Source organism: Streptomyces pristinaespiralis, assembly GCF_001278075.1.
Taxonomy (GTDB): domain Bacteria; phylum Actinomycetota; class Actinomycetes; order Streptomycetales; family Streptomycetaceae; genus Streptomyces; species Streptomyces pristinaespiralis.
The window spans coordinates 8193443-8206442 of the sequence record NZ_CP011340.1; the positions used below are offsets into that span (position 1 = coordinate 8193443).

General features: G+C 73.1%; 12 protein-coding genes. 9 read left to right on the forward strand and 3 right to left on the reverse strand.

All coding sequences use genetic code 11. From position 1 onward, the window contains the following. Positions 1–22 precede the first annotated feature (22 nt). From SPRI_RS35050 to SPRI_RS35060, 3 genes are all read left to right on the forward strand, one after another. Entirely contained in the window at positions 23–844 is an 822-nt protein-coding gene (locus SPRI_RS35050; protein ID WP_005321629.1) for an AfsR/SARP family transcriptional regulator, read from the forward strand. 71 nt (positions 845–915) lie between these two features. Then, a complete protein-coding gene (locus tag SPRI_RS35055; protein WP_050791648.1) occupies positions 916–1719 on the forward strand; it encodes a thioesterase II family protein in 804 nt (267 codons plus the stop codon). 11 nt (positions 1720–1730) lie between these two features. Then, positions 1731–2999: a beta-ketoacyl-[acyl-carrier-protein] synthase family protein gene (locus SPRI_RS35060; protein WP_005321633.1), complete on the forward strand. Its 1269-nt coding sequence runs from the start codon at positions 1731–1733 to the stop codon at positions 2997–2999. Positions 3000–3028: 29 nt separating this feature from the next. Here the strand turns inward: SPRI_RS35060 and SPRI_RS35065 are convergent, their stop codons facing one another. Next, the gene (locus tag SPRI_RS35065) at positions 3029–4228 is read right to left on the reverse strand and encodes an RNA-guided endonuclease InsQ/TnpB family protein (protein WP_037775583.1); all 1200 of its coding nucleotides are present in this window, start codon (positions 4226–4228) and stop codon (positions 3029–3031) included. A 152-nt stretch (positions 4229–4380) separates the two neighbouring features. Here SPRI_RS35065 and SPRI_RS35070 point away from each other — a divergent pair, with 152 nt between their 5' ends. From SPRI_RS35070 to SPRI_RS35095, 6 genes are read left to right on the forward strand one after another with little or no spacing between them, the layout of a single operon-like run. Further along, the gene (locus SPRI_RS35070) at positions 4381–5664 is read left to right on the forward strand and encodes a ketosynthase chain-length factor (protein WP_078951198.1); all 1284 of its coding nucleotides are present in this window, start codon (positions 4381–4383) and stop codon (positions 5662–5664) included. 26 nt (positions 5665–5690) lie between these two features. Continuing rightward, positions 5691–5954, forward strand: coding sequence for an acyl carrier protein (locus SPRI_RS35075; protein ID WP_053556631.1), 264 nt, complete (start codon positions 5691–5693; stop codon positions 5952–5954). Further along, positions 5951–7246, forward strand: a complete 1296-nt coding sequence (locus SPRI_RS35080; RefSeq protein ID WP_050791649.1) for an FAD-dependent monooxygenase — start codon at positions 5951–5953, stop codon at positions 7244–7246. Before SPRI_RS35075 ends, SPRI_RS35080 begins: the two co-directional genes overlap by 4 nt. Continuing rightward, complete coding sequence (locus SPRI_RS35085) at positions 7243–8886, forward strand: FAD-binding oxidoreductase (RefSeq protein WP_005321640.1); 1644 nt, start codon at positions 7243–7245, stop codon at positions 8884–8886. The genes SPRI_RS35080 and SPRI_RS35085 overlap by 4 nt, the downstream gene beginning before the upstream one ends. Before the next feature lie 56 nt (positions 8887–8942). Continuing rightward, on the forward strand, positions 8943–10178 hold the full coding sequence (locus SPRI_RS35090; RefSeq protein ID WP_005321642.1) for an acyltransferase family protein: 1236 nt from the start codon (positions 8943–8945) through the stop codon (positions 10176–10178). Then, complete coding sequence (locus SPRI_RS35095; protein ID WP_005321644.1) at positions 10175–11485, forward strand: cytochrome P450; 1311 nt, start codon at positions 10175–10177, stop codon at positions 11483–11485. Before SPRI_RS35090 ends, SPRI_RS35095 begins: the two co-directional genes overlap by 4 nt. 114 nt (positions 11486–11599) lie before the next feature. On the opposite strand, the gene SPRI_RS35100 is transcribed toward SPRI_RS35095, so the two are convergent. Continuing rightward, positions 11600–11833, reverse strand: a complete 234-nt coding sequence (locus SPRI_RS35100; protein ID WP_037775585.1) for a DUF6059 family protein — start codon at positions 11831–11833, stop codon at positions 11600–11602. After that, complete coding sequence (locus SPRI_RS35105) at positions 11833–12978, reverse strand: acyl-CoA dehydrogenase family protein (protein ID WP_050791650.1); 1146 nt, start codon at positions 12976–12978, stop codon at positions 11833–11835. Before SPRI_RS35105 ends, SPRI_RS35100 begins: the two co-directional genes overlap by 1 nt. Positions 12979–13000: the final 22 nt, after the last annotated feature.

The window sequence follows — 13000 nt, forward strand, 5'->3', positions numbered from 1 at the left end:
CCGTCGAGGTACGGAGGAAACCATGAAGATTCAGGTTCTGGGTCCGCTGAGTGGCCACGTCAACGGGATGTCGATCGTTCCTACGGCGGGCAAACCGCGGCAGATCCTGGCGCTGCTCGCCCTCTACCCGGGACGGGTCATGCCCGTGCCCACACTCATGGAGGAGATCTGGGGCACCGAACTGCCGCTGAGCGCACTCACCACACTCCAGACGTACATTCTCCAGCTGCGCCGCCGGCTGGGCACCGCCATGGGACCGGACGTCCCGGGCACCGCGAAGGACGTGCTGGCCACCCGGCACGGCGGCTACCTGCTGCAGATCCCACCCGAGGCCGTCGACGTCCACGAGTACGAGCGGCTCGTCGCCGAGGGCCAGCAGGCCTTCGACGACGGCGAGGACGAACGCGCCGCCCGCACCTACCGGCAGGCGCTGGATCTGTGGCAGGGCACCGCACTGGTCGACGTACGCGTCGGCCCGATCCTGGAGATAGAGGTCATGCGGCTGGAAGAGAGCAGACTCGTCACCCGTGAGCGCCGGATCGACGCCGATCTGCGCCTGGGCCGCCACGTCGAAGTGATCGCCGAACTCACCGACCTGATCGCCCGCCACCCCCAGCACGAGGGGCTGCACTCGCAGGCGATGGTGGCGCTCTACCGCTCCGGCCGCCAGGCCACCGCGCTCGACGTCTTCCACCGGCTGCGCCGGCGGCTGATCGACGAGCTCGGCGTGGAGCCCTCGCCGCAACTGCAGCGCCTGCACCAGGCGATGCTCGCGGTCGACCCGCAGCTCGACGTGTCCTCCACCCCCCGGCGCACCTCCACCTTCAACCTGTACGCGGCCTGAACCACCGGCGCGGGGGCGGTGGTTGGCTGATTCGAGCCGTTCTCCAGGCCGGTCCGCGAAGGTCGGTGCCCATGAACGGATCCGTGCACACAGCAGCCGCGGGAGGCGGCCCCGCCCCGGCGGGCCGCCCACCCCTGCGGCTGTACTGCTTCGCGCACGCCGGCGCCGGGGTCACCGGCTTCGCCCGCTGGCCGACCCGGTCGGGCCCGGACATCGACATCCGCCCGGTGCTGCTGCCCGGCCGTGACTCCCGGCGCCACGAGAAGCGCCCCACCTCACGCACCGGTCTGCTGGAGGACCTGCTCGGCGTCCTGTCCGACGCCGCGCACAGCGGCCCCTACGTCCTGTACGGGCACAGCCTGGGCGGCATGGTCGCCTACACCCTCGCCCGCGCCCTCACCGACAAGGGCCTGCCGCCCCCCGTGCTCCTCGCGGTCGGCGCCTGCCCGCCGCCGGACGCGGTCCTGGCCCACCACAGCGGCGAGTTGAGCGACGAGCAACTGCTCACCTTCCTCGGCGACCTGGGCTCCGCACCCACCGGCCTGCTCGCCGACCCGGACAGCGTGTGGCACCGCACGGTGCTGCCCGTCCTGCGGGACGACCTGCGGCTCGGCGCCGCCCTGCGCGCCGCCGCCAACGACCCCGCCACCGGAGGCCCCCTGCCGGTGCCGGTCCTGGCCGTCGACGGCCGGGACGACCGGGTGGTGGACGCGCAGGCGATGGACGGCTGGCGGCGCTGGACCACCGGCCCGCTGGTGCGGCGCACCGTCCCGGGCGACCACTTCTTCGTACGCGGCCGGGAGATCCCCCGGCTCATCGGGCGGGCCTGCCGTGTGGCGCGGCGCACCGCGCCCCTATCTGGAGGACAACTGTGAGGGACCAGGCGATGAGACGGGTCGTCATCACCGGCATAGGCGTCGTCGCGCCCGGCGGCGTGGGCACCCGGAACTTCTGGGACACGCTCACCGCGGGCCGCACCGCCACCCGCGGCATCACCCTGTTCGACGCATCCGCCTACCGCTCCCGCATCGCGGCCGAGGCCGACTTCGATGCCGCCGCGCACGGCTTCGGCCCCGCCGAGGCCGCCCGCCTGGACCGGGCCGCCCAGTTCGCCCTCGTCAGCGCCCGGGAGGCGCTCGCCGACAGCGGCCTGCCCACCGACCTGCCCGACCCGCTGCGCACCGGCGTCACCCTCGGCAGCGCGGTCGGCTGCACCACCGGACTCGACGACGAGTACGGCGTCGTCAGCGAACAGGGCTCGGCCTGGGAGGTCGACCACACACGGGCCGTCGCCCACCTCTTCGACTACTTCGTGCCCAGCTCGCTGGCCGCCGAAGTGGCCCGCGCCACCGGCGCCCAGGGCCCCGTCTCCCTCATCTCCACCGGCTGCACCTCCGGCCTGGACTCCATCGGCCACGCCGTCGACCTGATCCGCGAGGGCAGCGCCGACGTCATGGTCACCGGCGCCACCGAAGCACCCATCTCGCCGATCACCGTCGCCTGCTTCGACGCCATCAAGGCCACCAGCCCCCGCAACGACGACCCGGCCACCGCCTCCCGCCCCTTCGACCGCACCCGCAACGGGTTCGTCCTCGGCGAAGGCTCGGCCGTCCTGGTGCTGGAGGAGTTCGAACACGCCCGCCGCCGCGGCGCCCACGTGTACGCGGAGATCTCCGGCTTCGCCGGCCGCAGCAACGCCTACCACATGACCGGCCTGAAGGCCGACGGCGCCGAGATGGCCGAGGCGATCACCGCCGCCCTGGACGAGGCACGGCTCGACCCCACCGCCGTCGACTACATCAACGCCCACGGCTCGGGCACCAAGCAGAACGACCGGCACGAGACCGCCGCCTTCAAACGCAGCCTCGGCCACCACGCCCGCACCGTCCCGGTCAGCTCCATCAAATCGATGATCGGACACTCCCTCGGCGCCATCGGGTCGCTCGAGGTCGCCGCCAGCGCCCTGGCCATCGAGCACAACACCGTCCCCCCGACGGCGAACCTGCACGAGCCCGACCCGGCGTGCGACCTCGACTACACCCCCCTGACCGCCCGCGAACAGCGCACCGACACGGTCCTCAGCGTCGGCAGCGGCTTCGGCGGCTTCCAGAGCGCCATCGTCCTGACCCGGCCGCGACTGCAGGAGGCAGCTTGACTTCTCCCCCTCCTGAAAGAGGGGGATTCTCACGGCTCGCGCCGTGAGGGTTTCTGCTTCGTCACCGACTGCCCGCCCGGAGTGCTCCGTTGAGGTCTTACACCAGCTCCACAGACAGACACGGCCGGCCCGGCCGCCAGAAGGTTCTTCGCCGCGTTCACGTCCCGGTCATGGACCGCCCCACAGCTGTCACACGTCCAGGTACGGACGGAAAGCGGCATTCTCCTTGCGAGGGTGCCGCAGGCGGAGCACATCTTGGAGGAGGGGAAGAAGCGGTCCACCGCGATCACTTCCCGTCCGTACCAGGCGGCCTTGTACTCCAGCATGGAGCGGAACTTGCTCCAGCTCGCGTCCGAGATTGCCCGGGCGAGGGTGTGGTTCTTGACCATGTTGCGCACGGTCAGGTCCTCGATCACGATCGTTTGGTTGTCACGAACGAGACGAGTGGTCAGCTTGTGCAGGCCGTCACGCCGGCGATCGGCGATCCGGGCGTGGACCTTGGCGACTTTCTGCCGGGCCTTGGCCCGGTTGGCGCCGTCACCCTTGGCCTTGCGGGCGAGCTGCCGCTGGGCACGGGCGAGGCGGGCACGGTCGCGGCGCTCGTGCCGGGGGTTGGCGATCTTTTCCCCGGTGGACAGGGTCAGCAGGTGGTCCAGGCCGACATCGACACCGACCGCCGTATCGGTCGCGGGGAGCGGCTCGACGGACGGGTCGTCGCACAGCATCGAGACGAACCATCGGCCGGCGCTGTCCTGCGAGACGGTCACCGTGGACGGCGATGCTCCCTCAGGAAGGGGACGCGACCACACGATGTCCAGCGGCTCCGCCATCTTCGCCAGGGTCAGGCGGCCGTCACGAAAGCGGAAACCGCTGGTGGTGTACTCGGCGGACCTTCGCGACCTCTTCCGCGACTTGAAACGAGGGTACTTGGCCCGTCTGCCGAAGAAGCTGGTGAAAGCCGTCTGCAAGTGCCGAAGACACTGCTGCAACGGCACCGACGACACGTCGTTGAGGAAGGCCAGCTCCTCAGTCTTCTTCCACACCGTCAGCATCGCCGAGGTCCGGCTGTAGTTGACCCGCTCCTGCCGCTCCCACGCCTCGGTACGAGCGGCGAGGGCGAGGTTGTAGACCTTGCGGATGCAGCCGAACGTGCGCGACAGCTCGGCCGCCTGCGCATCGGTCGGACAGAAGCGGTACCGATACGCCCGCTTCACGCACCTCGTGACCACGCTCACAAACTAGCGGCGCCCGACGTGAAGACCAAACCTACGGGTCAGAGCACTGTGATCCGCCCTGGCGGCGAATCACAGTTCCTTGCCCTGCTCCGCAGGTGTCCGTTTCCTCTCCGCCCTGAAGGGCGGAGCATCCACGGAGGAATGAGATGACCACGGCCTTGGCCGAACACCGGGCCCCCGCGCACACCGTGCGGCCCGCGCAGGCCACCTCCCCGCGTACCACCGCCACCGTCGTCACCGGCATCGGCGTCACCGCACCCAACGGACTGGGCACCGAAGCCTGGTGGCAGGCCGTCCTCGCCGGCGAGAGCGGCATCCGCCCCCTCACCCGCTTCGACGCCACCCGCTACCCGGTACGCCTGGCCGGCGAGATCACCGGCTTCGTCGACGCCGACCACCTGCCCAGCCGGCTGCTCCCGCAGACCGACCGCGTCACCCGCCTGTCGCTGGCCGCCGCCAAGGAGGCCCTGGACGACTGGGGCGACGACGTGGCCGCCCTGCCGGACTACAGCGCCGGCGTGGTCACCGCCAGCTCCGCCGGCGGCTTCGAGTTCGGCCAGCGCGAACTGCAGGCCCTGTGGAGCAAAGGCGGCCAGCACGTCAGCGCCTACCAGTCCTTCGCCTGGTTCTACGCCGTCAACACCGGCCAGATCTCCATCCGGCACGGCCTGCGCGGCGCCAGCGGCGTCGTCGTCTCCGAACAGGCCGGCGGCCTCGACGCCCTCGCCCAGGCCCGCCGCCGCATCCGCAAGGGCAGCCGGCTCATGATCAGCGGCGGCGTCGACTCCGCACTGTGCCCCTGGGGCTGGGCCGCCCACCTGGCCGGCGGCTCCATGAGCACCGTCACCGACCCGGCCCGCGCCTACCTGCCCTTCGACCCGGCGGCCGCGGGCCACATCGTCGGCGAGGGCGGCGCCCTGTTCGTCCTCGAGAACGGCACGGCCGCCCACGCCCGCGGCGCCCGCACCTACGGCACCTTCGCCGGATACGCCGCCACCTTCGACGGCCCGGGCACCGACCGCCTCGCCGACGCCGCCCGCCTCGCCCTCGCCGACGCCGGACTGCGCCCCGACGAGATCGACGTCGTCTTCGCCGACGCCGCCGGCACCCGCGACGCCGACCGGGCCGAAGCCGCCGCCCTGAGCGCCCTGTTCGGCCCGCACGGCGTCCCGGTCACCGCCCCCAAGACCATGACCGGCCGCCTGCTGGCCGGCGGCGCGCCCCTGGACGTGGCCGCCGCCCTGCTCAGCCTGCGCGACCAGGTCATCCCGCCGACCACCGGCACCCGGCGCCCCGCCGACGACTGCCCGATCGACCTGGTCACCGCCCCCCGCGACGGCATGCGGCTGCGCAACGCGCTGGTCCTCGCCCGCGGCCGGGGCGGCTTCAACTCCGCGGCCGTACTCAGCCAGGGCCCCGGACCGCAGTGACACACGTGGAAGAGGAGACAGACGCCATGGACCACCTGGAACTGGACGACCTGAAGACCCTGCTGCGCGAGTGCGCCGGCGTCGAGGAAGGCGTCGACCTCGACGGCGACGTCCTCGACGTCCCCTTCCTCGCCCTCGGCTACGACTCGCTGGCCCTGCTGCAGACCACCGGCCGCATCGAACGCGACTACGACGTCACCCTCGACGAGGAGGGCCTCGACGAGGCGGAGACCCCCCGCGACTACCTGGCCCTGATCAACCGGGCCCTGTCCGCGCGGACCGCGGTGTGAGACCGGCCGGGCCGGACAGGGCGACCGGGCACACCCCCGGGCCCGCCGACGTCCTCGTCGTCGGCGCCGGCCCGGCCGGGCTCGCCCTGACCCTGATGCTGCTGCGCTCCGGGGTGCGGGTCACCCTCGCCGAGAAGTCGACCACCTACCGGCGCGACTTCCACGGCGAGATCCTCCAGCCCGGCGGACAGCGCATCCTCGACCAGCTGGGCGTGCTGGACAGCGCGAGCCGCCGCGGCGCCCGCACCCTCGACGGCTTCCAGGTCCTCGAGCGCGGCCGCGTCCTGCTCGACATCGACTACCGGCGCCTCGAGCCCCCCTACGGCCGCCTCCTGGCCCTGCCCCAACGCCACCTGCTCGAAGAACTCCTCGCCGCCTGCCACCGGCTGCCCGGCTTCACCCACCTGCCCGGCCACCGCATCAGCGCCCTGCGCGACGACCGCGGCCGCTGCACCGGGGCGGTGTTCACCGGCCCCGCCGGAACGCGCACCACCGTGCCCGCCCGGGTGGTCGTCGCCGCCGACGGACGCTTCTCCCGGACCCGCACCCTCGCCGGCATCGGCGCCGGCCGCCGCGAGGCCTTCGACCAGGACATCGTCTGGTTCACCCTGCCCGCGCCCGGCCGCGCCACCGGACGGGTCCGCATCCACCGCGCCGCCGGCACCGCCGTACTCGTCCACGACACCCACCCCGACCGGCTCCGCGTCGGCTGGGCCCTGCCGCACGGCGGCTGGCAGGCGGCCACGGCCGGCGGCATCGCCCCCATCAGGGACGAACTGGCCGCCGCCGTCCCCGAACTGGCCGACCTCCTGCACCGACACCTCACCGGCCTCAGCGACCTGGCCCTGCTGGACGTGTTCGCCGCCGACGCCGAGGAATGGGTACGCGACGGCCTCGTCCTGGCCGGCGACGCCGCCCACACCCACGGCCCGCTCGGCGCCCAGGGCATCAACCTCGCCCTGCAGGACGCCGCCACCCTGCACCCCGTCCTCCTCGACGCGCTCGCCGCCGGCCGGTGCACCCGCGAACGGCTCGCCCCCTTCCAGCGGCTGCGGGCACCCGCCGCCGCCCGGGTCACCCGCGTCCAGCGCCTGCAGGCCAAGGCGTTCCTCGGCACCGCCGGACCCGCCGCCACCTACCTGCGCTCCCGCGCCGCCGCCCTGGTCACCCGCACCCCGCTCGGCGCCCACCTCACCTCCCGTATCGCCTTCGGACCCGTACCCGTCCAGGTGCGGACCGACCTGTTCACCGCCGCCCCCCGACCCACCCAGAAAGGTGCACGGTCACAATGACTGCTCCGAGCCGTCGGCGTTTCGTCGCCCAGGCGCTCACGGCGGGCGCCGCCGCCGGCCTCACCACCACCGGCCTCGCACCCGCCGCCCGCGCCGCCACCGACCCCGCCCCCGCCCCGGCCCCGGCCCCGGCCCCGGCACTTCGGGTCACCCCCGACGACCCGCGCTACGCGGCCCTGTCGGTACGCGGCAGCAACAAGCGCTTCACCGCCACCCCGGACGCCTTCTGCCTCCCCGCCACCACCGCCGACGTCGTCCACGCCGTCGGCCACGCGGTACAGCGCCGCCGGCGCATCGCCGTACGCAGCGGCGGCCACTGCTACGAGAACGTCGTCGGCGACCCCGCCGTCCAGGTCGTCATCGACCTCGCCGCCATGAACGCCGTCACCTACGACCCGAGGCGGCGCGCCTTCATGGTCGAAGCCGGCGCGCAGCTCATCGACGTGTACAAGAGCCTGTACTACGGCTGGGGCGTCACCCTGCCCGGCGGCGCCAGCGCCACCGTCGGCTTCGGCGGCCACATCACCGGCGGCGGATACGGCGCGCTCAGCCGCGCCTTCGGCCTCGCCGCCGACCACCTGTACGCGCTCGAGGTCGTCGTCGTCGACGCCTTCGGCCGCGCCCGCGCCGTCGTCGCCACCCGCGAGCCCGGTGACCCGCACCGCGACCTGTGGTGGGCCCACACCGGAGGCGGCGGCGGCAACTTCGGCATCGTCACCCGCTACTGGTTCCGCTCCCCGAACGCCCACGGCGACGACCCCGCGCACCTGCTGCCCCGCCCGCCCGCCACCATCGTCTCCAACGCGGTGATCTACCCCCGCGACGGCATGGACCAGGCCGCCTTCGGCCGTCTGCTGCACAACCACGGCCGGTGGCACGAGGACAACAGCGACCCCGCCTCGCCGTACACCGGCCTCTACAGCGGACTGGTGCTGCCCGGCCGGCTGAAGGACAACGACCCCGGGCAGAGCGCCATCGCCTTCACCCACCTCGACGGCACCCTCCCCGGCTCCCGCGAACTGCTGGACCGCTACGTGAGCGCGCTGACCGACGGCGTCGGCGTCACCCCCTACATCACCGACACCGCGAGCGAGCCGTGGCTGACCGCGACAATCGCGCTCGCCGAGTCGCAGGACACCGACAAGGGCCGCCACAAGATCAAGTCGGCCTATCTGCGCCGCGCCCTCACCCGCGCCCAGACCGACGCACTCTTCACGCACCTGAACTCCACCGACCACCGCAACGACAGCGCCTCGGTGTCCCTCCAGTCCTACGGCGGCCGCACCAACACCCTCCCCGCCGGCGCCACGGCCAGCGCGCACCGCGACTCGGTCCTCAACGTGATCTTCATGAACACCTGGCAGGACGCGGAGGCCGACGCCGTCAACATCGACTGGCTGCGCCGCACCTACCGGGACGTGTTCGCCGCCACCGGAGGGGTGCCCGTCCCGGGCCGCGGCAGTGACGGCGCCTACATCAACTACCCGGACATCGACCTGGCCGACCCCCGCTGGAACACCTCCGGGGTGCCCTGGCACCACCTCTACTACAAGGACAACTACCCGCGCCTGCAGCGCATCAAGGCGAAGTGGGACCCGCGTGGCGTCTTCCGCCACGCCCTGTCCGTCCGCCCCGCCTGAGCACCGCCGCACCACCCAGTCCCAGAAACCCACCACACACGACGGGAGCGACCGGGATGTCCGTCCCCTCCTCGCCCACATCGACATCGTCCGCCGGCATAGCGAAACTCCCCTCGCTCACCGGCTACCGCTTCATCCTCTTCAACGCGGTGTTCTGGACCCACACACTCGCCGCCGCCCGCTTCTTCGAGAGCGAGTACGTCAACAACCTCGGCCACATCTGGCCCTACGGCACCACCGCCCTGGCGTCGTTCTTCATCCTCTCCGGCTTCGTCCTGACCTGGGGCGAGTCCTGGCGCAACGGGCTGGGCCGGTACTGGCGCGCCCGCGCCGCGAAGATCTTCCCCGGCCACGTCGTGATCTGGGCACTGACCCTGATCCTGCTCGCCGTCGTCGGCCCCCTCGCCATGATCGGCCCCACCGACGTCGGCCCGGCCGTCGCCAACCTCTTCCTGGTACAGGCCTGGATCCCCGACCCCGCCTACCTGATGAGCGTCTACGGCATCAACTGGTCGGTCTCCTGCGAGATCGCCTTCTACCTCGCCCTGCCGCTGTTCATCCGGCCGCTGCTGAAGATTCCGGCCAACCGCCTGTGGGCCGCGTTCGCCGTCCTGGTCGGCCTCGTCATCGCCATCCCCGCCGTCATCAACTCCGTCGTCGGCGGCCCCGTCTGGCCGTTCTGGGCGCCGCTCTCCTTCGACCAGGCGTGGATGGTCTACTTCCTGCCCCTCAGCCGTCTGCCCGAGTTCCTCCTCGGCGTCGTCCTCGCCCGCATCGTGCAGACCGGCTGGTGGCCCAGGATCCGCGGCCGCTGGATCTTCCTCGCCACCGCCGTCGCCACCTACCTGGTCTGGCTCGCCGTCGACGGCGCCCTGCCCGCCACCTACGCCAGCAGCGGCATCATGTCCATCACCGTCTGCCTGTTCATCCCCCTCATCGCCCTGCGCGACATCGACGGCCGCTCCTCGTTCATGGCCCGCAAGAGCTGGGTCGCCCTCGGCGACGCCTCCTACGCCACCTACCTGGTGCACTGGCCCGTCCTCGCCATCGCCCGCGAAGTCGTCGGCCCCACCGCCAAGTTCGGACTCTGGGCCGGCTGGGGCATCGTGCTGGCCACCCTGGTCGTCACCCAGGCACTCGGCCTGCTCCTGTGCCGCTACGTCGAACGGCCGCTGATGCTGCGCCTGGGCAGGCCGCGCAGCAGCCGCATCCCGACCGCGGTGGTGACCCCCAGGCCCACCACCACCGCCTCGGCCGCCGCGGCTCCCGCCCCCGCCAAGGAACCGGCGTGACCACCACCGCCCCCCGGCCGGCGGCCCCCGCACCGGCCACCGCCGGGCACACCGCCCCAGAACCGGCCGCCGCCGGGCAGGCGGACACCTGCCCGGCGGCCGCCGGGCACGCGCCGGCGTTCCCCTTCGACACCGAACCCGGCCCGCCGCTGGAGGTCCCGCAGGAGTTCACCCGCCTGCGGGACCGCTGCCCCGTCCAGCGGGTCCGCCTCCCCTACGGCGGCGAGGGCTACCTCGTCAGCCGGTACGCCGACGTGAAACAGGTCCTCGCCGACCGGCGGTTCTCACGGGCCGCCACCGTCGGCAAGGACGTGCCCCGCACCGTGCGGGAGGTCACCGCCCCCGGACACCTGCTGGCGATGGACCCGCCCGAGCACACCCGGCTGCGCCGCCTGGTCGCGGCCGCGTTCACCGAACGCAGCATCCAGCGCCGGCGGCCGCGGATCCAGCAGATCGTCGACGATCTCGTCGACGGCCTGCGCGCCCGGGCCGCCGGCGGCGAGGCGGTCGACCTGGTCGCCCACTTCTCCATGCCGCTGCCGATGACCGTCATCTGCGAACTGCTCGGCGTCCCGCCCGGCGACCGGCACTACTTCCAGCGGGTCGCCGAAGTCGCCTTCAGCAACGGCGCGGTCGACCCGCAGGAGATGCAACAGGTCGGCGAGGCCTTCGGCACCTACCTGACCGGGCACATCGCCCGGCTGCGGGAGCGCCCCGGCGACGACCTGATGTCCCAGATGATCGCCGCACGCGACGAGGACCAGGACCGGCTCACCGAGGCCGAACTCATCAGCCTGGCGGGCACACTCCTGCTCGCCGGCTACGAGACCACCGCCGCCGAGATCTCCAACTTCGTCTACACGCTGCTCGAGCACGACCGCTGGTCCTGGCTGGTGGACCACCCCGAGCACCTGGACACCGCCGTCGAGGAACTGCTGCGCTACATCGCCCTCGGCGGCGGGGACGTACTGCCCCGCCTGGCGACCGAGGACATCGACGTCGGCGGCACCGTCCTTCCCGAGGGCGCCTCGGTCATCGCGGCGATGATCTCCGCCAACCGCGACGGACACGTCTTCCCCGACCCCGACGTGCTCGACCTGGAACGCAGCCCCAACCCGCACGTCGCCTTCGGCCACGGCCCGCACCACTGCACCGGCGCCCAACTCGCCCGCCTGGAACTGCGCGTGGCCCTCGCCTCGCTGCTGCGCGCCTTCCCCGCACTGCGCCTGGCGGTCCCCGCCGCACAGGTCCCCTGGCGCCAGGGCTCCCTGGTCCGCGGCCCCCGGCAGCTGCTGCTGCGCTGGTAGGAGCCCGCCGCACCACGGCACACACCGAAAAGAAGAGAAGGGGCCCGGCGGACAGATGTCCGCCGGGCCCCTTCTCTTCTTTGTTCTCGGTGTGCCCGCACGGGCCGCGGCCGGTCAGCCGGCCCGCTGCCACTCCTCCAGCAGCGCCCGCTCCAGCGCCGTCAGCGGCACATCCGGCCGCAGCCGCTCCGGATGCCCCACGGGCGGCCGCAGCAGCAACGGCGGCCGCTGCGCCGCGGTCCGCGTGCTCTCACCCGCCAGATACACCCCGCCGCAGGCCACCAGACCCTGCCACACCGGCCGCAGGCACCGCCGCACCACCCGCACCGGCCACCGGCGGGCGGCCATCACCGCTCACCCGCCGCACGGCCCGCGTAGGCCGCCGCCGCCGGACCCAGCTGCAGCACCACGTGCCCGGCCGCCGAGTGCACATCGCGCCACAGCCGCTGCAGCGGAGTGTTCACGCTGTGCCCGCTGGTACCGGACGCCGCGAAGAGCCGGTCCACGACCCGAACCAGCATCTCGGCGGCCAGGGCGCAGTCACGCTGCGCGCGGGCCGTCTCCAGCGGCGTGGGAGCCGTGCCGCGGTCCGCGACCCGGGCGACCCGCTCCAGCAGCAGACGGGCCGCGTCCAGCTCGCCCGAGCAGCGGGCCAGCGTCTCCTCGTAGAAGCCGCGCCCCGGCCCGGGGCCCGGCGTGTAGGAGGCGGAAGCCAGCTTGGGCGCCGTGGACGCCGACCACAGCTCGAGGGCGCCCTGCGCGGCACCGAGCATCGGCAGGGTGAAGAACAGGCCGTTGACGGCCGGCAGCGGCACCGCGTGGCAGCCCTCCACCCCCTGCGGTGCCCGCCCGGTCAGAAGGTCCTGTGCGGAGAAGCTCAGCTCGTCGGCGACGAACACGTCCTCGGCGATCAGCGTGTTGCTGCCGCTCGCGCGCATCCCGACGTCCGACCAGGTGGTCTCGGTGCGGTAGGCGCCGCGGGGCAGGGCGAACAGCCGGGGGAGGGGCCGCCCCTCGCCCGCCGCGGCCGGGGCCGTCACCAGCGCCCAGTCGGAGTGGTCGACGACGCTGACGTACGGCCAGGTGCCGCCGACCCGCCAGCCGCCGTCCACCGCACGGGCCCGGCCCACCGGGGACACGGAGCCGACGATCACCGTGTCGGGGCCCTCGCGCCAGACCTCCTTGCGCCCGGCCTCGGGCAGGTAGGCGGCCATCCGCGACAGGCTCGCCACGATCGACGCGCTCCACGCGGTCGCCGGACAGCGCGCGCCGAGCGTGGTGATGCCCGCGGCCAGCTCGGTGAACGTCGCCGCGGCGCCACCGTGCGCGGCGGGCACGAAGTGCCGGGCGAAACCCGCCCCGACCAGGGCGCGCAGCACATCCGCGTCCATACGGCGCGCCTGCTCGGCCTGCTCGGCCCGCTCGGCGGCGAGCCGGGCGACAGTGCGCGCGGCGTCCGCCACACCGGACCCGTGCCGGAACTCGTCGGTCATCTGGGCTCCTTCTGCTCGGCGT

What these genes read in the sequence shown, in the direction of transcription:
- SPRI_RS35090 (WP_005321642.1), top strand. Translation starts at nt 8,943, where the DNA reads ATGTCCGTCCCCTCCTCGCCCACATCGACATCGTCCGCCGGCATAGCG.
- SPRI_RS35070 (WP_078951198.1), top strand. Translation starts at nt 4,381, where the DNA reads ATGACCACGGCCTTGGCCGAACACCGGGCCCCCGCGCACACCGTGCGG.
- SPRI_RS35085 (WP_005321640.1), top strand. Translation starts at nt 7,243, where the DNA reads ATGACTGCTCCGAGCCGTCGGCGTTTCGTCGCCCAGGCGCTCACGGCG.
- SPRI_RS35075 (WP_053556631.1), top strand. Translation starts at nt 5,691, where the DNA reads ATGGACCACCTGGAACTGGACGACCTGAAGACCCTGCTGCGCGAGTGC.
- SPRI_RS35050 (WP_005321629.1), top strand. Translation starts at nt 23, where the DNA reads ATGAAGATTCAGGTTCTGGGTCCGCTGAGTGGCCACGTCAACGGGATG.
- SPRI_RS35060 (WP_005321633.1), top strand. Translation starts at nt 1,731, where the DNA reads ATGAGACGGGTCGTCATCACCGGCATAGGCGTCGTCGCGCCCGGCGGC.
- SPRI_RS35100 (WP_037775585.1), bottom strand. Translation starts at nt 11,833, where the DNA reads ATGGCCGCCCGCCGGTGGCCGGTGCGGGTGGTGCGGCGGTGCCTGCGG.
- SPRI_RS35105 (WP_050791650.1), bottom strand. Translation starts at nt 12,978, where the DNA reads ATGACCGACGAGTTCCGGCACGGGTCCGGTGTGGCGGACGCCGCGCGC.
- SPRI_RS35055 (WP_050791648.1), top strand. Translation starts at nt 916, where the DNA reads ATGAACGGATCCGTGCACACAGCAGCCGCGGGAGGCGGCCCCGCCCCG.